Source organism: Amycolatopsis sp. cmx-8-4 (genome assembly GCF_046548675.1).
Classification (GTDB): domain Bacteria; phylum Actinomycetota; class Actinomycetes; order Mycobacteriales; family Pseudonocardiaceae; genus Amycolatopsis.
The window spans coordinates 336,507-356,238 of record NZ_JAEBDZ010000007.1 but is presented as its reverse complement, the minus strand read 5'-3'; the positions used below and the strand labels follow the sequence as shown (position 1 = coordinate 356,238).

Annotated in this window: 16 protein-coding genes and 1 pseudogene; 14 read left to right on the top strand and 3 right to left on the bottom strand. The window is 70.4% G+C overall.

What is annotated here, in order from left to right; genetic code table 11:
- Window positions 1-199 precede the first annotated feature (199 nt).
- From ACLJQZ_RS17805 to mmsB, 11 genes and pseudogenes are all read left to right on the top strand, one after another.
- Window positions 200-445, top strand: coding sequence for a hypothetical protein (locus ACLJQZ_RS17805; protein WP_410621095.1), 246 nt, complete (start codon window positions 200-202; stop codon window positions 443-445).
- 189 nt (window positions 446-634) lie between these two features.
- A pseudogene (locus tag ACLJQZ_RS17800) lies at window positions 635-1,483 on the top strand (family 16 glycosylhydrolase); the annotation flags it as partial.
- A gap of 188 nt (window positions 1,484-1,671) precedes the next feature.
- A complete protein-coding gene (locus tag ACLJQZ_RS17795) occupies window positions 1,672-2,595 on the top strand; it encodes a D-alanyl-D-alanine carboxypeptidase family protein (protein ID WP_410621094.1) in 924 nt (307 codons plus the stop codon).
- The gene (locus ACLJQZ_RS17790; protein WP_410621093.1) at window positions 2,592-3,563 is read left to right on the top strand and encodes an endonuclease/exonuclease/phosphatase family protein; all 972 of its coding nucleotides are present in this window, start codon (window positions 2,592-2,594) and stop codon (window positions 3,561-3,563) included. Before ACLJQZ_RS17795 ends, ACLJQZ_RS17790 begins: the two co-directional genes overlap by 4 nt.
- Window positions 3,564-3,938: 375 nt before the next feature.
- Window positions 3,939-4,970 (top strand): LacI family DNA-binding transcriptional regulator, encoded by a 1,032-nt coding sequence (locus ACLJQZ_RS17785; RefSeq protein ID WP_410621092.1) that lies wholly within the window; start codon window positions 3,939-3,941, stop codon window positions 4,968-4,970.
- Between the two features lie 67 nt (window positions 4,971-5,037).
- Window positions 5,038-6,669: a ribulokinase gene (gene araB / locus ACLJQZ_RS17780; protein ID WP_410621091.1), complete on the top strand. Its 1,632-nt coding sequence runs from the start codon at window positions 5,038-5,040 to the stop codon at window positions 6,667-6,669.
- Window positions 6,669-7,346, top strand: coding sequence for an L-ribulose-5-phosphate 4-epimerase (locus ACLJQZ_RS17775; protein WP_410621090.1), 678 nt, complete (start codon window positions 6,669-6,671; stop codon window positions 7,344-7,346). Before araB ends, ACLJQZ_RS17775 begins: the two co-directional genes overlap by 1 nt.
- 17 nt (window positions 7,347-7,363) lie before the next feature.
- Entirely contained in the window at window positions 7,364-8,863 is a 1,500-nt protein-coding gene (araA, locus tag ACLJQZ_RS17770; RefSeq protein WP_410621089.1) for an L-arabinose isomerase, read from the top strand.
- A 16-nt stretch (window positions 8,864-8,879) separates the two neighbouring features.
- Window positions 8,880-9,986: a multiple monosaccharide ABC transporter substrate-binding protein gene (chvE, locus tag ACLJQZ_RS17765; RefSeq protein WP_326952738.1), complete on the top strand. Its 1,107-nt coding sequence runs from the start codon at window positions 8,880-8,882 to the stop codon at window positions 9,984-9,986.
- Window positions 9,983-11,503, top strand: a complete 1,521-nt coding sequence (gene mmsA, locus ACLJQZ_RS17760) for a multiple monosaccharide ABC transporter ATP-binding protein (protein WP_410621088.1) — start codon at window positions 9,983-9,985, stop codon at window positions 11,501-11,503. The genes chvE and mmsA overlap by 4 nt, the downstream gene beginning before the upstream one ends.
- Complete coding sequence (gene mmsB / locus ACLJQZ_RS17755) at window positions 11,500-12,720, top strand: multiple monosaccharide ABC transporter permease (protein ID WP_247052487.1); 1,221 nt, start codon at window positions 11,500-11,502, stop codon at window positions 12,718-12,720. The genes mmsA and mmsB overlap by 4 nt, the downstream gene beginning before the upstream one ends.
- Before the next feature lie 77 nt (window positions 12,721-12,797).
- On the opposite strand, the gene ACLJQZ_RS17750 is transcribed toward mmsB, so the two are convergent.
- Window positions 12,798-14,297 (bottom strand): DUF1996 domain-containing protein, encoded by a 1,500-nt coding sequence (locus ACLJQZ_RS17750; RefSeq protein ID WP_410621087.1) that lies wholly within the window; start codon window positions 14,295-14,297, stop codon window positions 12,798-12,800.
- A gap of 247 nt (window positions 14,298-14,544) precedes the next feature.
- Between ACLJQZ_RS17750 and ACLJQZ_RS17745 the strand changes: the two genes are divergently transcribed.
- Both ACLJQZ_RS17745 and ACLJQZ_RS17740 read left to right on the top strand, forming a co-directional pair.
- On the top strand, window positions 14,545-14,952 hold the full coding sequence (locus tag ACLJQZ_RS17745; protein ID WP_410621086.1) for a hypothetical protein: 408 nt from the start codon (window positions 14,545-14,547) through the stop codon (window positions 14,950-14,952).
- A 55-nt stretch (window positions 14,953-15,007) separates the two neighbouring features.
- Window positions 15,008-15,721 (top strand): class I SAM-dependent methyltransferase, encoded by a 714-nt coding sequence (locus ACLJQZ_RS17740; RefSeq protein ID WP_410621085.1) that lies wholly within the window; start codon window positions 15,008-15,010, stop codon window positions 15,719-15,721.
- On the opposite strand, the gene glpK is transcribed toward ACLJQZ_RS17740, so the two are convergent.
- Together glpK and ACLJQZ_RS17730 are read right to left on the bottom strand one after the other, a co-directional pair.
- A complete protein-coding gene (gene glpK / locus ACLJQZ_RS17735; protein ID WP_410621084.1) occupies window positions 15,718-17,667 on the bottom strand; it encodes a glycerol kinase GlpK in 1,950 nt (649 codons plus the stop codon). The two genes, ACLJQZ_RS17740 and glpK, sit on opposite strands and share 4 nt — an antisense overlap.
- A 328-nt stretch (window positions 17,668-17,995) precedes the next feature.
- Entirely contained in the window at window positions 17,996-18,748 is a 753-nt protein-coding gene (locus ACLJQZ_RS17730; protein ID WP_247052482.1) for an IclR family transcriptional regulator, read from the bottom strand.
- Between the two features lie 151 nt (window positions 18,749-18,899).
- Here ACLJQZ_RS17730 and ACLJQZ_RS17725 point away from each other — a divergent pair, with 151 nt between their 5' ends.
- On the top strand, window positions 18,900-19,718 hold the full coding sequence (locus ACLJQZ_RS17725; protein WP_410621083.1) for an MIP/aquaporin family protein: 819 nt from the start codon (window positions 18,900-18,902) through the stop codon (window positions 19,716-19,718).
- The last annotated feature ends 14 nt before the right edge of the window (window positions 19,719-19,732 follow it).

Here is a 19,732-nt window from a genome sequence, read left to right as displayed (position 1 = left end):
ACAGCCAGCCTAAGTGATCGAAGCTGCTCGCAACTACCTACGTTCGGACGTAATCGAGCATCGACTGTTCATGTTCTGTTCGGTTCGCGGTCCCGTCCCGTGACACTTTCCGGTGACCCGGAGGTGAACCGCCGCGCCACGGGGCATCTCTCCCAGCACAAACCCCTGGCGCACAGGGGGATTCCGGGAGGAGAGCACCATGAGGACCCGTATCGCCGCCATCGCGGCCGCGGCCGCGCTCGCCGTTTCCGCGGCCGTGGGCCTGGCCGCCCCGGCTTCGGCGGACCCCGTTCCGGGGAGCCCGAACCAGTTCTACGCCTACTGCTCGGTCGACCTGCTCGGCGTCCCGCTGGGCTGCACCGAGACCGATGCCGCGCACGCGTCGCACATCTGCGAGTACGTGGCCACCGGCGTCGGCCTCGGACTGGACTGTATCCAGCGCTGAGCCGCTCCGACCGGCACCGATTGCCCGAAAGTACCCGATGGTCCGGACCATCGGGTACTCGTCGGAAAATGTCCGACCGGTTAGCCTTGTTCTTCGCCAGGTACCCGTGGATACTTTGTTGCCATCCACAACAAATAGGGTGCCGGTGAGCCGCCAGCCGTCGCCCGCGGACCGAGAGGGGCGACAACGATGTCGACCGAGAACTCCGCCCGATGGCGGCGGACCGCCCGCCTGCTGGTGGCGCCCGCGGCGCTGCTCGTGGCCGGCGCACTGGTGGCCGCACCGCAGAGCCAGGCCGCTTCGGCCGTCCCCGCCAACCTTCTCGCCAGCTTCAGCGACGACTTCGACGGCCCGGCCGGTGCCGGCGTCGACGGGGCGAAGTGGGGCCACGAGACCGGGGACAACGTCAACAACCACGAACGGCAGTGGTACACCGACGGCACCGCCAACGCGGCGCTCGACGGCGAGGGCCACCTCGTGATCACCGCGAAGAAGGAAAGCAGCGGGAACAACTGCTGGTACGGGCCCTGCGAGTACACCTCGGCACGGCTCAACAGCTCCGGCAAGTTCGCCGCGTCCTCCGGGCACATCGAAGCCCGGATGAAGCTGCCGCGCGGGCAGGGCATGTGGCCCGCGTTCTGGATGCTCGGCACCGACATCGGCAGCGCCGGCTGGCCCAGCTGCGGTGAGATCGACATCATGGAGAACGTCGGTTTCGAGCCGAACACGGTGCACGGCACGATCCACGGGCCCGGCTACTCCGGCTCGGCCGGGATCGGCGCGCCGTACAGCGGGCCGAACTTCTCCGACGACTTCCACACCTACGCGATCGACTGGTCCACGGACAAGATCGTCTGGTCCGTCGACGGGAACGTCTACCAGACCCGCACGCCCGCCGACGTCGGCGGCAACCAGTGGGCGTTCGACCACGAGTTCTTCCTCATCCTCAACCTGGCGGTCGGCGGCTACTGGCCCGGCGACCCCGACGGCAGCACCCAGTTCCCGCAGCAGCTCGTCGTGGACTACGTCCACGTGAGCTGATCGCGCGGTGCGGGGCGGGCCCTCTGCCGTGCGCGCGGCAGAGGGCCTCCCGCGCCACTTTTGGTACAGAACCGGGACACTTCTGGTTCAGACCTGTCGAACAACCCCGACGGGACGGCGATCTTCTCCGGACAGAGTGATCGGTGTGCGCTCGAGTGGCGCACCCCGGCACCCGGAGGAGATCCATGGCCCGCTTTCGCATCCCGCCCGTCGCCGGCGGCCTCGCCGCCGCGGCGGCGGTGGCGCTCGCCGCGACCTGCTGGGTGGTCTTCCCGCCGTCGGTGGCGGGGCAGGCGAATCCGGCCCGCCCGGCCGTCACCCTGCCGCTGCCGTGGCCCGCGCAGGGCCAGGCGAGCGCCGAGGTCCAGGGCCTGGGCACCCTTGGGAGCCGCGGCGAGCGGACGCCGGTGCCGATCGCCAGCGTCACGAAGGTGATGACCGCCTACGTCGTGCTCAAGGACCACCCGCTCGCCCCGGGTGACGCGGGCCCGCGGATCACCGTCGACCAGCAGGCCGAGACCGAGTCGACGTCGGCCGAGGAGTCCACCGCGCCGGTCCGCGCGGGCCGCGCGATCAGCGAGCGCGACCTGCTGGCCCTGATGCTCATCCCGTCCGGCAACAACGTCGCCCGCCTGCTGGCCCGGTGGGACGCCGGGAGCCAGGACGCGTTCGTCGCGAAGATGAACCGCGAGGCCGCGGCGCTCGGTATGGGCAGCACCACCTACACCGGCGCCAGCGGCGTCGAAGACTCCACGACCAGCACCGCCGAGGACCAGCTGCGGCTCGCCCGCGAGGTGATGAAGGACGACACCGTCCGCTCGATCGTCGCGACGCCGAGTCTCAAGGTCGACGGCGTGCCGGGCGCGGTCGTCAACACGAACACCCTGCTCGGCCGCTCCGGCGTGATCGGGCTGAAGACGGGCTCGTCGACCGCGGCCGGCGGGGCCCTGATGTGGGCGGCCCGGGCGTCGAGCGGCGCGCTGATCCTCGGGGTGGTGCTGCACCAGAGCCCCGGCGGGACGCCGTCGGCCGGGCTGCAGGCCGCGCTGGCCACCAGCGAGACGCTCATCGCCGCGATCCAGCGGGAGCTCCCGGCGGCGACGCGATGACCGCCGTGACCGAACCGATCACCGTGCCGCCCGCGCCGGAGCGTCGTCCCGGCCCCTGGCGGCGTGGCCGCGTCATCGCGGTGTTCGCCGTGCTGACGGCGGTGCTGCTGCTCGCGCACCCGCTGGTGCCGAACTGGGCGGGCAACGCCGGTTCGCTGCTGGAGACCGTCCTGCCCTGGGCCGGCTTGCTCGTGGTCCCGCTGCTCGTGGCGGCGCTGATCCGGCGTTCGGCACTGGCGTTGGTGGCGCTGCTGCTGCCCGCGCTCGTCTGGGGCGGGTCGTTCGGCGGCCGCGTCTTCGACAAGCGGGAGAGCGGCGGGAACTTCACGATCGTCTCGCACAACGTCAACGACGAGAACCCGGACCCGGCGGGCACCGCGCGCGCCCTGGCGGCGTCCGGCGCGCAGGTGATCGCGCTGGAGGAGCTGAAGCGGTCCGAGGTGCCGAAGTACGAGGACGCGCTCGCCGCGGCGTACCCGCACCACTCGGTGCAGGGGACGGTCGGGATCTGGAGCACTTACCCGATCCACGACACGGAACCGGTGGCGATCATGCCGTGGACCCGGGCTCTTCGGACCACTGTGGACAGTCCACAAGGGCCGGTCGCGGTGTACGTGGCGCACCTGCCGTCGGTGCGGGTGCGGCTCGACTCGGGCTTCACGGCGAACGGCCGCGACACCGCGCTCGGCCTGCTCGCCGACGCTCTTGCGGCCGAAACGGCGTCACGCAAGGTCCTGGTCGGCGACTTCAACGGCACGACCGACGACCGCGCGCTCACCCCGATCACGAGCCGGATGCAGGCGGCCCAGGACGAGGCCGGCGACGGCTTCGGCTTCAGCTGGCCGGCTTCGCTGCCGCTGGCCCGGATCGACCAGATCTTCGTGACCGGCGTCCGCCCGGTGGCGGCCTGGACCCTCCCCGCGACCGGCTCCGACCACCTCCCGGTCGCCGCGACCCTGACCCTGTAACCCCGCGCGTCCAGACCCGCAACCCGCGTGAGTTAGCCCGTAACTCGCGTGCGTGGGGCCGTAACTCGCGTGATCGGGGCCGTAACTCGCGAGTTCCGGCTTCAGTCACGTGAGTTCCGGCCTTGATCACGCGAGTCGCGGGTCTGAACACGGTGGTGACGGGTTTGAACACGGCGGTCGTGGCCGGTGGTGGTGGGTTCTTCACCGAAACCGCTGGTCGAACGCGTCGAAATCGCCGGTGGACCGGCGGGGCACGTGACGAGACCGTTACGCGGGCCGGGCTTGACCGGACGAGTGTTATCGCTAACACTGACTCCTCGCCGTCACCTGAACGAGTGACGGGGACCACGCCGATATGGACGAAAGGGGCAGTCGGTGGCCGAACGATCCCGCCCTGGCGGCCCCCTGAACGGGACCCGGCAGCCGAGCCTGACCGACGTCGCCGGCCGCGCCGGCGTCTCGCACATGACCGTGTCGCGCGTCATCAACGGGACCGGCCCGGTACGGCCCGCGACCCGCGCCCGGGTGCTCGCCGCGATCGAGGAACTGGGCTACCGCCCGAACTCCGCGGCCCGCGCGCTGGTCACCGGGCGCACCGGCACCCTCGGCGTGCTCGCGCTCGAGTCCAATCTGTACGGTCCGGCCAGCACGCTCTACGGCATCGAGAACGCCGCCCGCGAAGCCGGGTTCGCCATCACGATCTCCAGCGTCAGCCGCCCCGGCCGGTCGTCGATCGCGGACGCCGTCGAGAACCTGCGCGGCCAGGCGGTCGAAGGCATCATCGTCATCGCGCCGCACGTCACCGCCGGCCGGGCCCTGGAAGCCGCGCCCGAGGACATCCCGGTCGTCGCCGTCGGCGGCGGGGACGACGCGCCGGTCCCGGTGATCGCCGTCGACCAGCGCGACGGCGCCCGCCGCGCCACCGAACACCTCCTCGCCCTGGGCCACCGCACGGTCTGGCACGTCGCCGGACCGGAGGACTGGCTGGAGGCCCGCGACCGCGAGGCCGGCTGGCGCGAGACCCTCGAACGCCACGGCGCCCCGGTGCCCAAGGTCGTCCGCGGCGACTGGAGCTCGCGCTCCGGCTACGACGCCGGAAGGGTGCTGGCCGGGGAAAAGGACCTGGACGCCGTGTTCGCCGGCAACGACCAGATGGCCCTCGGCCTGCTGCGCGCGTTCGCCGAAGCCGGGATCTCGGTGCCGCGCGACGTCCGCGTCGCGGGCTTCGACGACGTGCCCGAAGCGGCGTACTTCACGCCGCCGCTGACCACGGTCCGGCAGGACTTCATCGAACTCGGCCGGCGCACGTTCGGCCTGCTCGTCGCGCGGATGAGCGGCGGCGAACGGCACGACCGCGCGCTGGTCGCGCCCGAGCTGATCGTGCGCGAGAGCACCGGACCGCGATAGCGGACCCCGGCTGATCCCCTGTGCGTCCCTGTGACTGTTAGCGCTAACAGAAGGAAGTGAACCGGCAGTGTCAGCAGAACCCCTCGTCGTCGGCATCGACTACGGCACGCTCTCCGGGCGCGCGGTCGTCGTGCGCGTGCGGGACGGTGCCGAGCTGGGCAGCGCCGTGACCGAGTACCGCCACGGCGTCGTCGACCGCGAGCTCCCGGCGACCGGGCGGACGCTGCCGCCGGAGTGGGCGCTGCAGGTGCCCTCGGACTACGTCGAGGTGCTGCGCACCTCCGTCCCCGCCGCCCTGGCCGCGGCCGGCGCGGACCCCGCCGACGTCGTCGGCGTCGCCACCGACTTCACCGCCTGCACGATGGTTCCGGCCACAGTGGACGGAACGCCGCTGTGCGAGCTGCCGGAGTTCGCGGCCGAGCCGCACGCGTACGTGAAGCTCTGGCGCCACCACGCCGCCCAACCGCAGGCCGACCGGATCAACGAGCTGGCCCGGGCGCGCGGCGAGAAGTGGCTGCCGCGCTACGGCGGGCTGATCTCGTCGGAGTGGGAGTTCGCCAAGGGCCTCGAAGTGTTCGAAGAGGCGCCGGACGTCTACGCGGCGATGCGGCACTGGGTCGAGGCGGCGGACTGGATCGTCTGGCAGCTGACCGGCACCTACGTCCGCAACGCCTGCACGGCCGGCTACAAGGGCATCCTGCAGGACGGCCAGTACCCCAGCCGCGACTTCCTCCGCGAACTGGCACCGGGCTTCGAGTCCTTCGTGGCCGACAAGCTCGACCACCCGCTCGGGCAGCTGGGCTCGCGCGCCGGGTCCCTCACCGCCGAAGCCGCCGCCTGGACCGGCCTGCCCGAGGGGATCGCGGTCGCCGTCGGCAACGTCGACGCGCACGTCACCGCGCCCGCCGCGCGGGCCGTCGAGCCCGGGCAGCTGGTCGCGATCATGGGCACCTCGACGTGCCACGTCGTCAACGGCGCCGACCTGCGCGAGGTCCCCGGCATGTGCGGCGTCGTCGACGGCGGGATCGTGCCCGGGCTGTGGGGGTACGAAGCCGGCCAGAGCGGCGTCGGCGACATCTTCGGCTGGTTCGCCGAGCACTTCGCGCACGACGACCACGAGCAGCTCACCCGGCTCGCGGCCCGGCAGGAGGTCGGCGAACACGGCCTGCTCGCGCTGGACTGGCACAGCGGCAACCGCTCGGTGCTGGTCGACCACGACCTCTCCGGCGTGCTCGTCGGGCAGACCCTGGCCACCCGCGCCGAGGACGTCTACCGCGCACTGCTGGAGGCCACCGCGTTCGGTACCCGCAAGATCATCGAGACGTTCACCGAGGCCGGCATCCCGATCACCGAGCTGATCGTGGCGGGCGGGCTGACGAAGAACGCCCTGCTGATGCAGATCTACGCCGACGTCACCAACCTCCCGCTGTCGGTCGTCGGCTCGGCGCAGGCACCCGCGCTCGGCTCCGCGATCCACGCCGCCGTCGCGGCCGGGGCCTACCCGGACATCCGCGCGGCGGCCGAGGCGATGGGCTCGGCCCGCTCCGCCGTCTACCAGCCGGTGCCCGCAAACGTCACTGCCTACGACGAGCTGTACGCCGAGTACACGACCCTGCACGACTACTTCGGCCGCGGCGCCAACGACGTCATGCACCGCCTGGCGGCCCGCCGCCGAGCGGTCGCGAAAGGACGGTCCTGATGTCCCTGACCGGCGAAGTCCTCGACACCGTCGCGGAGCTGCGGGCGACCGTGGCGAGCCTGCACGGCGAGCTGACCCGCAACGCGCTGGTCATCTGGACCGCGGGCAACGTCTCGGCGCGGGTGCCCGGCCGGGACCTGCTGGTCATCAAGCCCTCCGGCGTGTCCTACGACGACCTGTCGGCCGACACCATGGTCGTCACCGACCTGCACGGTGAGCTGGTGCACGGTGAGCTGGCGCCGTCGTCCGACACCGCCGCGCACGCCTACGTCTACCGCGAGATGCCGGAGATCGGCGGCGTCGTCCACACGCACTCGACCTACGCGACGGCGTGGGCCGCGCGTGGCGAGCCGATCCCGTGCGTGCTCACGATGATGGCCGACGAGTTCGGCGGCGACGTCCCGGTCGGGCCGTTCGCGCTGATCGGTGACGACTCGATCGGCCGCGGCATCGTCGAGACGCTGCGCACGAGCCGGTCGAAGGCCGTGCTGATGCGCAGCCACGGCCCGTTCACCGTCGGCCGCACCGCCCGCGACGCCGTGAAGGCGGCGGTGATGGTCGAGGACGTCGCCCGCACCGTGCACAAGGCCTTCGAGCTGGGCACGCCCGAACCCCTGCCGCCCGAGGACGTCGACCGGCTCTACGCCCGGTACCAGAACGTCTACGGCCAGCACTGATCTCGATGAGGAGAACGATGACTTCCGCGGCCAAACCGCAGCTCTGGTTCCTGACCGGGAGCCAGGCCCTCTACGGCGAGGAGACCCTCGAGCAGGTCGCCGGCCAGTCCCTGCGCATCCAGCAGCTCCTGGCGGGCGCCGGCGGGCTGCCGGCCGAGATCGTCGGCAAGCCGGTGCTGACCGAGGCCTCGTCGATCCGCCGGGTGCTGCAGGAGGCCAACGCCGACGCCGCGTGCGTCGGCGTGATCGCCTGGATGCACACCTTCTCGCCGGCGAAGATGTGGATCACCGGGCTGGACGCGCTGCGCAAGCCGTTGCTGCACCTGCACACCCAGCTCAACGAGGCGCTCCCGTGGTCCACGATCGACATGGACTTCATGAACCTCAACCAGGCCGCGCACGGCGACCGCGAGTTCGGGTACGTCCAGACGCGGCTCGGCATCCCGCGCAAGACCGTGGCCGGGCACGTCACCGACCCGGTCGTCGTGGCCCGGATCGACGCCTGGGCGCGTGCCGCGATCGGCGCGGCTCACCTGCGGAACCTGCGACTGGCCCGGTTCGGCGACAACATGCGCGACGTCGCGGTCACCGAGGGGGACAAGGTCGAGGCCGAGCGGCGGTTCGGCGTCTCGGTCAACACCTACGGCGTCAACGACCTGGTCGAGCTGGTCGACAGTGTGTCCGATGTGGACGATCTGCTGGAGCGGTACGCCGAGGACTACGCCATTGTACCGGAGCTGGCCGCCGGAGGAGCGCGGAACGAGTCGCTGCGCTACGCGGCGAAGATCGAGGCCGGGCTGCGGAAATTCCTCGACGACGGCGGGTTCGGCGCGTTCACGACGAACTTCGAGGACCTCGGCGGCCTCCGGCAGCTGCCAGGCCTGGCGGTCCAGCGGCTGATGGCCGACGGCTACGGCTTCGGCGGCGAAGGCGACTGGAAGACGTCCGCGCTGCTGGCCGCGGTCAAGGCGATGGGCACCGGCACCGGGCGCGGGACGTCGTTCATGGAGGACTACACCTACCACTTCGGGCCGGGCACGCCGAAGATCCTCGGCGCGCACATGCTCGAGGTCTGCCCCAGCATCGCCGCCGCGACGCCGTCGTGCGAGATCCACCCGCTGGGCATCGGCGGCCGCGAAGATCCGGTCCGGCTGGTGTTCGACGCCGCCCCCGGGCCCGGCGTCACCCTCGGCCTGGTCGACGTCGGCGACCGGTTCCGCCTGGTGGCCAACGAGATCGACGTCGTCCCGCCCGACGAGCCGCTGCCGAACCTGCCGGTGGCGCGGGCGGTGTGGCAGCCCGCGCCGACCTTGGCGACGTCCGCGGAGTCGTGGATCACCGCGGGCGGCCCGCACCACACCGTGCTCACGCAGGCCGTGGGCACCGAGACGCTGCGGGACTTCGCGAACCTGCTCGGCGTCGAGCTGCTCGTGATCGACGCGGCCACCACTTCGCACGACTTCGCGGACCGCATTCGCTGGAACCAGGCGTATTACCGGCTCGCACAGGGCTTCTGAGAAAGGAAGAGGAACAATGAAGTTCACCAGAACAATGGCGGGGATCGCCGCCGCGGGGCTCGTGCTCGCGCTGTCGGCGTGCGGTTCGAGCCAGAAGACCGCCGACCAGGCACCGGCCGCCAGTGCCGGTGGCGCGGCGGGCAGCCTGGTCGGCGTCACCATGCCGACCAAGTCGTCGGAACGCTGGATCCACGACGGTGACAACATCAAGGCCGCACTGGAGAAGCTCGGGTACAAGGTCGACCTGCAGTACGCCGAGAACGACATCCCGACGCAGGTCAACCAGATCGAGAACCAGATCACCAAGGGCGCGAAGCTCCTGGTCATCGCCTCGATCGACGGCACCGCGATCACCACGCAGCTGCAGGAGGCCGCCGACAAGAAGATCCCGGTGATCGCCTACGACCGGCTGATCCGCAACTCGCCGAACGTCGACTACTACGCCACCTTCGACAACTTCAAGGTCGGCGTCGACCAGGCGAACTCGCTGGTCAAGGGCCTCGGCACCGGCGCCGGTCCGTTCAACGTCGAACTGTTCGCCGGCTCGCCCGACGACAACAACGCGACGTTCTTCTTCAACGGCGCGATGTCCGTGCTCAAGCCGCTGATCGACAGCGGCAAGCTCGTCGTCAAGAGCGGCCAGACCGACTTCGCCCGCGCGGCGATCCTGCGCTGGGACCCGGCCACCGCGCAGCAGCGCATGGAGAACCTGCTCACCTCGACCTACACCGGCGGCGCCAAGGTTTCCGGTGTCCTCTCGCCGTACGACGGCCTGTCGATCGGCATCCTCTCGGCGCTGAAGAGCAACGGCTACGGCTCCGCCGGCCAGCCGTACCCGGTGGTCACCGGGCAGGACGCCGAGGTCGCGTCGGTCAAGTCCATCATCGCCGGCGAGCAGTACTCGACGATCTTCAAGGACACCCGCATCCTCGCCGACACCACGGTGAAGATGGCCGACGCCGCGCTCAAGGGCGGCAAGCCCGAGGTCAACAACACCACCGACTACGACAACGGCAAGAAGGTCGTGCCGTCGTTCCTGCTGCAGCCGGTGACCGTGGACAAGGCGAACTACCAGAAGGAGCTCGTCGACTCCGGCTACTACACGGCAGGTCAGCTGAAATGACCGAACTGCTCGGCATGCGCGGGATCACCAAGACCTTCCCCGGGGTGAAGGCGCTGTCGGACGTCACGCTGTCGGTGAACAGCGGCGAGATCCACGCGATCTGCGGGGAGAACGGTGCCGGGAAGTCCACCTTGATGAAGGTGCTTTCCGGCGTCTACCCGCACGGGACGTACGACGGCGAGATCCACTTCGACGGGCAGCGGTGTGAGTTCGGTTCGGTGCGCGACAGTGAGCGGCGCGGAATCGTGATCATCCACCAGGAGCTCGCGCTGTGCGGGCAGCTTTCGATCGCGGAGAACATCTTTCTCGGCAACGAACGGAACAAGCGGGGCTGGATCGACTGGAACCGCACCAACCACGAGGCCGACGCGCTCCTGAAGCGCGTCGGCCTCGCGGAGGCCCCCGTGACGCCGGTGCGGGACCTCGGCGTCGGCAAGCAGCAGCTCGTCGAGATCGCCAAGGCACTGTCCAAAGAGGTCCGGTTGCTGATCCTCGACGAGCCGACCGCGGCGCTCAACGACGAGGATTCGGCGCACTTGCTGGAGCTGCTGCGCGAACTGCGGGCCGACGGCGTCACGTGCGTGATCATCTCGCACAAGCTCGGCGAGGTGACCGCGATCGCCGACACCGTCACGATCCTGCGGGACGGGCGCACCATCGACACCCTCGACGCGGCCGGCCTGACCGAGGAACGCATCATCACCGGCATGGTCGGGCGCGACCTCGAACACCGGTTCCCGCCCCGGGAGCCGGACATCGGCGACGAGGTGCTGCGGATCGAGGACTGGACGGTGCACAGCCCGACCCAGGCGGGCCGGGTGGTCGTCGACCGCGCGAACCTCAGCCTGCGCCGCGGCGAGGTCGTCGGGCTGGCCGGGCTGATGGGCGCCGGCCGCACCGAGCTCGCGATGAGCGTGTTCGGCCGCTCGTACGGCAAGGACATCTCGGGGCGGGTGTTCAAGCACGGCGAGGAGATCGACGTCCGGACGGTGCGCGACGCCGTCCGCCACGGCATCGCCTACGCCACCGAGGACCGCAAGCGCTACGGGCTCAACCTCATCGAGGACGTCCAGCGCAACGTGTCCGCGGCGGGGTTGGGCAAGCTGGCCAAGCGGGGCTGGGTCAACGAGCACGCCGAGCACGACACGGCCAACGGGTTCCGCCGGGACCTGCGGATCAAGGCGCCGACCGTGCACAGCGTGACCGGGAAGCTCTCCGGCGGCAACCAGCAGAAGGTCGTGCTGGCCAAATGGATCTTCACCGACCCGGATGTGCTGATCCTCGACGAGCCGACCCGCGGCATCGACGTCGGCGCGAAGTTCGAGATCTACTCGATCATCAACGAACTGGCCGCGCAGGGGAAGGCCGTGCTGGTCATCTCCTCCGAGCTGCCGGAGCTGCTCGGGCTCTGCGACCGGATCTACGCGCTGTCGGCCGGGCGGATCACCGGCCAGGCGACCCGTGAACAAGCCACCCAGGAACTGCTCATGCACTACATGACGAAGGAACGGGAATGACCACGACCGAAGCGCGGCCCGACGCGCCACCGGTCGAGCACTCCGCCCGGCGGATCTCGATCAACCCGCGCCAGAGCGGCATCTACGTCGCGTTCGCGCTGATCGTGGTGCTGTTCGAGGTGCTCACCGGTGGTGCGCTGCTGGAGCCGCAGAACATCTCCAACATCATCGTGCAGAACTCCTACGTGCTGATCCTCGCGATCGGGATGATCCTGGTGATCATCTCCGGGCACATCGACCTGTCGGCCGGGTCGGCGGTCGCGATGACCGGCGCGGTGTCGGCGGTGCTGATGGTGAACTGGCACCTGCCGTGGTTCCTCGCGGTGCTGATCACGCTCGTCGTCGGCGCCGTGATCGGTGCCTGGCAGGGCTACTGGGTCGCCTACTTCGGGATCCCGGCGTTCATCGTGACGCTGGCGGGGATGCTCGTGTTCCGCGCGCTGACCCTGACGGTGCTGGGCAACCAGGGCATCGGCCCGTTCCCGGACGCGATCCGCACGTTGTCGAACGGCTTCACCGACGGCTACCTGGGCAACATCGCCCTCGGCCCGCTCGGCGGCGCCGACCTGGTGTCGCTGCTCGCCGGGGTCGCGGCCGTCGCCGGGATCGCGTTCACCCAGTGGCGCAAGCGCTCGGCCCGGCTGGGGTACGGCCAGGACGTCGACCCGTTCGCGATCTTCGTGCTGAAGATCGCCGGCGTGGCGGTGGTGGTGCTCGCGCTGGTGGTGCAGCTGGCCCGGTTCAAGAACCTGCCGTGGGTGCTGATCCTGCTGGCGGCGCTGGTGCTCGGCTACTCGCTGGTGGCCGGCAAGTCGGTGTTCGGCCGGCACATCTACGCCATCGGTGGCAACCTGCAGGCCGCGACGCTCTCGGGCGTCAAGGTCAAGTCGGTGACGTTCTGGATCTTCGTCAACATGGGCGTGCTGGCGGCCCTGGCCGGGATCATCTTCGCCGGCCGGTTGAACCAGGCGGGCCCGACGGCGGGCGTCAACTTCGAGCTGGACGCGATCGCGGCGGCGTTCATCGGCGGCGCGGCGGTGCAGGGCGGCGTCGGCAAGGTGGTCGGCGCGATCACCGGCGGCCTGATCATGGCGGTCATCAACAACGGCATGTCCCTGATCGGCGCCCCGAGCGAGCGGGTGATGCTGGTGAAGGGCGTCGTCCTGCTGGCCGCGGTGGCCTACGACATCTGGACGAAGCGCCGCGCCGCTTCCTAGGCCCCGCACCGAAAGCCGTGAAGGCCTCCTTGCCGGCTGTTATGGCCGGTAAGGAGGCCTTCACGGCTTTCAGCCTGCTACTGCGAGCACTTGCGGCCGCTGTTGATGCACTTGACGACCTGGTTCATCAGGCACTGGCCCATGACGTTGGCGAAGTCGTCGTGGTCCGAGCGGGGGTTGTGGCTCTCCTGCGGGAAAGCGTCCACTTTGTACTGGCCCTTGACCTGGATGTCGTGCGGGATGTTGTAGACGAGCTTGATCACCAGCTGCGGCACGTTCTTGAAGCCCTGCGGGCACTTGCCCTGCTGGTCGGCGAACACGATGTGCGTGCGGTGGTTCGTGCTGTCGATGTTCTTGCCGTCCCAGCAGTTCGGGAAGGCGTGGATCCGCTCGACCTTGCTGTTGGCCGGGCAGATCGGGTAGTGATCGGTCAGCCGGTCCTCGAAGCCGGTGCAGGTCCAGCTCGGCCGGGCGTTGGCCGGGCCGTTGGTGCTCTGCTTCGCGTCCCCGTAGAGGATGCGCAGGAACTGCGGCATCGCGACGACCTTCCGCGCGCCACCACTGGTGAACGTGATGGTCGCGGACTGGACGCGCTGGATCTCGCCGTCGTTGCCGGCGACCTCGTTCTTGTCGTTCACACCGGGCAGTTCCGCGGCCGCGCCGTCGGTCTGCTTCTGCTGCTTCTGGCCGGCCGAGGCGTTCTTGTCGCCGTTGGTGGCCTGGCCGCCGTTGTCGAGGCCGCCCTGGCCGCCCTGCTTGAGCGCGCACGCGGCGAGCCCGCCGAGGTTCGTCGGCTTGGCCGCGTTGCGCCCGATCGCGATGGCGATCCGGTCGAGCACGGCGGTCCGCTTGTCCTTGAGCGGGCCCACGACGGCGTTCTGGACGTCCTGCGGCGTCTTCAGGTCACCCTTGGCGATCCGCTTGTTCGCCTCGTCGATCTGCTGGTCGATCAGCGTGAGGTTGCGGTTCACCTCGTCCATCGCCTGGTCGGGGACGTCTTCGGGCAGCTGGCTCGCGACGTCCGGGCAGTCGACCTGCGTGGACGTGTTGTCCTTGGCCGCGCCGGCGCGATCGCTCGCCGGCACGCTGGCCGGCGGGTTCGCCTCGGCTTCTTCGTCTTCACCGGTGTCGATGCGTACGACCGGCCAGAAGTAGGCGGACTTGTCGCCGTTCTTGCAGGTCGTGCCGGCCTTCGACAGGCTCTTGTTGTTCGAGTCGGCGTTCGTGGAGAGGTTGCCGACGTAGTCGTGCAGGTGCTGGGCGCCGTTGCGGATGCCCGGTTGCGCGATGAAGTTGTCGGGGTTGAAGTGGCCGTTCTCGTTGCGGCCGCAGTTCACCGTGAACGTGCCGCGCGCGCCTTTCTGCTGCAGCGCCTTGTTCACGAAGTTGCCGGCGGGGACCTTCGCGATGTCCAGGAAGAACGACGGGTCGGCGGGGTCGGCGCTGGCTTCACCGGTCTTGCCGGCGGTGGTCGCGACGACGATGCCGCCGACGGCGATCGCGAGAGCGAGACCGCCGGTGGCGATCTTCGTTCTGCGGGAGACGCGGTGCCGGCCCGTGGCGGGGGATCGGGACATGGAGTTGTTCACCTCGTTAGGTTTTCCGGGTACGGCGAAGAAAGCTGCGTGCCCGGCTGGGAGAACGCGCGGAACCCGGGGGAGTGGCACCGCGCGCGGTTGTCGGGGACCGCGCCCGGTGTCACTGGTTCCGGCATTGGCTGAAACGGCCAGAAGCCGGGGGTGGTTCAAACCGCGATTCCGCCGTTATCGTTTCGTTATCTTAGGTTCGGTCGCTACTGTTCAGGTGACGCGAGCCGGGGGACGGATGACTGCTGTGTGGTCGTTGACGGAGCTGGAGGTCGTGTTCCGGCTGTGCTGGGACGAGCGGACCTGCGATCCGTCGGACGCGTGGGACGCGGCGAACCCCGCCGGCGGGCACTGCAGCGTCACCGCGATGGCCGTGGCGGAACTCCTCGGCGGCGTCCTGCTCTGCTCGGAGGTGTTCCGGCCCGACGGTGAGCGCGCCGGCCTGCACTACTGGAATCGCCTGCCCAGCGGTCTGGAACTCGACCTCACCCGGGAACAGTTCCGCGACGGCGAGCAGCTCGGCCCGGTGTCCGAGCACGAGCCGATCCGCCGTCCGACCGCCCGGATGGCGACGCGCTACGACCTCTTCGCGGCCCGCGTGCGCGCCCGGCTGGGTGGCTCGGTGCCGGAGGGAATCCCGGCCTGACGGCGTCGATCCGCTCCGCGGCCACCCGCTGAACGAGTCGTGCCACGATGGCCGCATGGCTCAGGAAACGAGTGAATACGACGGTTTCGCCGAGGCCTACACGGTCGAGAACGAGACCAGCCTGATGAACGCCTACTACGAACGCCCCGCGACCCTGGCGCTCGCCGGCGACGTGACCGGCCGGCGGATCCTCGACGCCGGCTGCGGCTCGGGCCCGCTCTTCGCGGCGCTGCGGGACCGCGGTGCCGTCGTGTCCGGCTTCGACCAGAGCGCCGCGATGCTGGACCAGGCGCGGAAACGGCTCGGCGACGACACGGACCTGCGCGTCGCCGACCTGGCCGACCCGCTGCCCTTCCCCGATGACGTCTTCGACGACGTCATGGCGTCCCTGGTGCTGCACTACCTGGAGGACTGGACACCGACACTCGCCGAACTGCGGCGCGTGCTGCGCCCCGGCGGCCGGCTCATCGCGTCGGTCAACCACCCGATGATGATCAACCTCACGCACCGTCAGGAAGGCCCCAGGCCCGACTACTTCGAGCGCTACACCTGGACCGACACGTTCGTCATGCGGGGCCAGGCCTGTCGGATGACCTTCTGTAACCGGCCCTTGCACGCGATGACCGATGCCTTCACCGAAGCCGGGTTCCGGATCGCCGTCATCCACGAGCCGCACCCGGTGCCGGAGGCGCGTGAGGTGTACCCCGACGACTTCCCGATCCTCGACACCTTCCCGAGCTTCCTGTTCTTCGTCCTCGAGGCCGGCTAGAGCCGCAGGCGGTCGCCCAGGTCGCGGATGTAGGCCGGGTCGCCGCTGCCCAGGTCCAGCTGGCGGTGGCGTTCCGCGGCGAACGCTCGGCCCAGTGCCGTCCGGTCCGATGTGGACATCGTGGCGCGCAGATCGTTCAGCAGCCCGCGTTCCTCGCCGCGGACGTGGGTGTCGACGAGGTTTTCCAGGCGCTGCAACGCCTTCTCGAAGTCGTCGGGGTCGAGGGCGGCCAGGAGGTCGTCGGCGAACAGCTCGCCGGGTGCTTCCGGGCGGACGATGCGCTCGGTCGCCGTCGCGTGGGCGACCAGCAGCGCCGCCAGCTCGGCGACCAGGGCCGGGCGGTCGGCTTCGGTGTTGCGCAGGTCGCGGAACAGCTGCTCGAACCGGCGGTGGTCGGCCAGCAGGACCTCGACCAGGTCCGAGCCGGGCGCGACGGCGGCCGGGCCGGGGCGCATCCAGCCGAACGTCAGCTCGACGGCCTGGCGCCAGTGGCCGTACTCGGTGGTGCGCCGCGCCGGGTCCATCGCCGGCAGCCACTGCCCGGCCCGGTGCCAGTTGCGCCGCAGGCCTTCCAGGTCCGGCCAGTACCCGACCGACAACCCGGCCGCGTAGGCCGCGCCGAGCGACACCGTCTCGGCCACCATGGGGCGGACGACCGGCACGTCGAGGACGTCGGCGACGAACTGCATGAGCAGGTTGTCCGCCGTCATCCCGCCGTCGACCTTGAGCGTCTTCAGCGCCAGGCCGGAGTCGGCGTTCATCGCGTCGACGACCTCGCGGGTCTGCCAGCCGGTCGCCTCCAGCACCGCCCGCGCGAGGTGGCCCTTGGTGATGTACGACGTCAGCCCGGCGATCACGCCGCGCGCTTCGCTGTGCCAGTGCGGCGCGAAGAGCCCGGAGAACGCGGGGACGATGTAGCAGCCGCCGTTGTCCTCGACCGTCCGGGCCAGGGTCTCGATCTCCGGCGCGCTGCCGATCAGCTCGAGGCCGTCGCGGAACCACTGCACCAGCGACCCGGTGACGGCGATCGAGCCTTCCAGGGCGTACACGGCGGGCTCGTCGCCGATCTTGAAGCCGACGGTCGTGAGCATGCCGTGGGTGGACAGCACCGGCGTCGGACCGGTGTTGAGGAGCAGGAAGCTGCCGGTGCCGTAGGTGCACTTCGCCTCGCCGGGCGCGAAGCAGGTCTGGCCGAACAGCGCGGCCTGCTGGTCGCCGAGCGCGGCGGCGATCCGGATGCCGGGCACGACGCGGCTGGTGGTGCCGTACACCTCGGTCGAGGAGCGGATCTCCGGCAGCATCGCGCGCGGGACGTCGAAGAAGTCGAGCAGCTCGACGTCCCAGTTCAGCGTGCGCAGGTTCATCAGCATGGTGCGCGAGGCGTTGGTGACGTCGGTGACGTGCACGCCGCCCTCGGCGCCGCCGGTGAGGTTCCAGATGAGCCAGCTCTCGATGGTGCCGAAGAGGACGTCGCCGCGCTCGGCGCGCTCGCGCAGGCCGGGGGCGCGGTCCAGGAGCCAGCGGATGCGGGGCGCCGAGAAGTAGGTGGCCAGGGGGAGGCCGCACAGCTGCCGGACGCGGTCCGCGCCGGGCTCGCGGGCGAGCTGGTCGAGCATGGCGTCGGTGCGGGTGTCCTGCCAGACGATCGCGCGTCCGACCGGGTTGCCGGTGCGCCGGTCCCACACGACGGTGGTCTCGCGCTGGTTGGCGATGCCCAGGCCGACGACCTGGTCCGCGGTCGCCCCGGCGTCGGCGAGGGCCTGCGGGACGATCCGGGACACGTTGCGCCAGATCTCGGTGGCGTCGTGCTCGACCCAGCCGGGCCGGGGGAAGTGCTGCTGGTGCTCCCGCTGCACGACGGACACGAGCCGGCCGCGGGCGTCGAACAGGATGCACCGGGTGGAGGTGGTGCCCTGGTCGATGGACATCACGTACCGCTGGACCACGGACGCACCTCCTTCACGATCGAGTGGCCGCGCCGGCTCGGCGGTGCGGCCGGGCGCTGCGCGCTTCTCGCGCTCGAGGGAACGGGCCCAGGGCCGCGATGCCGACGACCGCGGCGCCCCGGAAGGGCCAACACACTGCCGGCAGCGGCGAACACACTGCCGGCAGCGGCCAACACAACGCCGCCAGCGGCCAACACGCTGCCCGGAGTGGCCAACACGCTGCCCGGAAGGGCCAACACACCGAGGCTCGCGCCGTGTTGGCCGTTCCGGGCGTTGTGTTGGCCGTTGCGGGCGGGGTCCCGGGCGCCGTCATGGCGCGGTGGCCGGGTCACCATCGGGACGCGCCCAGGTCGCGGGACACCGCGCGGGCCGCGTCGCGGACGTGGCCCAGCAAGCGAGGGGCGGGGCTGCCGTCGGGCTCGCAGATGCGGTCCGCGGCTCCCGACACGCCGATCGCGCCGACCACGATCCCGCCGTGGCCGCGGATCGGGGCGGCGATGCCCGCCTCATCCGAGATCATCTCACCGTTCTCCGCCGCCCAGCCCGCTTCACGGACCTTCGCGCACTCGCGCTTGATCGCCGTCTGGGTGACCAGCGTGCGGCGCGTGTAGGCCTCCGTGGTGGCCTTCAACGTCGTGTCGTAGGCCAGCAGGACCTTGCCGAGCGACGTCGCGTGCAGCGGTAGCAGCGTGCCGACGTCCAGGGTCTGCAGGCTGTCGTCCGGGCGGAACACGTGGTGCACGACCAGCACCCGGCCCTCCAGCGGCGCGCCGATCCGGACCGCCTCGCCGCTGCGGGACGCCAGCGCGTCGGCCCAGTTGATCGCGCGGGAGCGCAGCTCGTTGACGTCCAGGTAGCTCGTGCCCAGGTGCAGCAGCGTGGCGCCGAGCTGGTACTTGCCCGTGTCGCGGTCCTGCTCGACGAACCCGACGCCCTGCAGCGTCCGCAGGATGCCGTGCGCCGTGCCCTTGGCCAGTTCGAGGGATTCGGCGATCTCGCCGACGCCGAGACGGCCCGAGCCCCGCGCCAGCAGCCGCAGGATCGCGGCCGCGCGCTCGATGGACTGGATCGGACCCGGCACGCCGGTGACCCTAGCCCGACCGGCCCCGATTCGACAATGTCGAACATCGTCTTCGCCCGTTCGACAATGCCGACCGGCCTCCGTTGACCCGCTGTGACGGGCGGGCTTGGCTGGACGAACCAGGGGGAACTGGTCCTTTGTGGAGGAAGCAATGGTGCGAAACCTCAAGGCCCACGGACTCGGCGGCGAAATGGCCGCGGAGTTCGTGGGGACGATGATCCTCATCCTGTTCGGGTGCGGGGTGGTGGCGCAGGTCGCCGCCGCGGGCATCGGGGACCACGACAGCATCGCCTGGGCGTGGGGCATCGGCGTCACGCTCGGTGTCTACGTCGCTTCACGGGTGAGTGGCGCGCACCTCAACCCGGCCATCACCGTCGCGCTCGCCGTGTTCAAGGGGTTCTCCTGGCGCAAGGTCGCCCCCTACGCCCTCGCGCAGACCGCCGGCGCGTTCGTCGCCGCCATGCTGGTGCGCTGGAACTACACCGAGGTCCTGACCGCCAAGGACCCCGGCCTGACGATCAAGACCCAGGGGGTGTTCTCCACCCTGCCGGGCAACGGCACGCTCCCGGTGGGTGACTGGGGAGCCTTCCGCGACCAGATCATCGGCACCGCGATCCTCGCCCTGGTCATCTTCGCCATCACCGACCTGCGCAACACCTCGCCCGGCGCCAACCTGGCCCCGGTCGTCATCGGCTTCCTGGTCGTGGCCATCGGCATGGCCTGGGGCACCGACGCCGGCTACGCGATCAACCCCGCCCGCGACTTCGGTCCGCGGCTCGCGTCCTGGCTCACCGGTTACGACACAGCGTTCACCGACCAGTACGGCTTCCCCTATTGGTGGATCCCGATCGTGGCACCGGTGATCGGCGCGGTCATCGGCGGCGCGATCTACAAGTACCTGATCGAGCGGTTCCTTCCGACGGACCAGTTCGACACCGTGTCTGCCAAGGACCTCGAGCCCGCTGCCTGAGAAGGGGAACACCC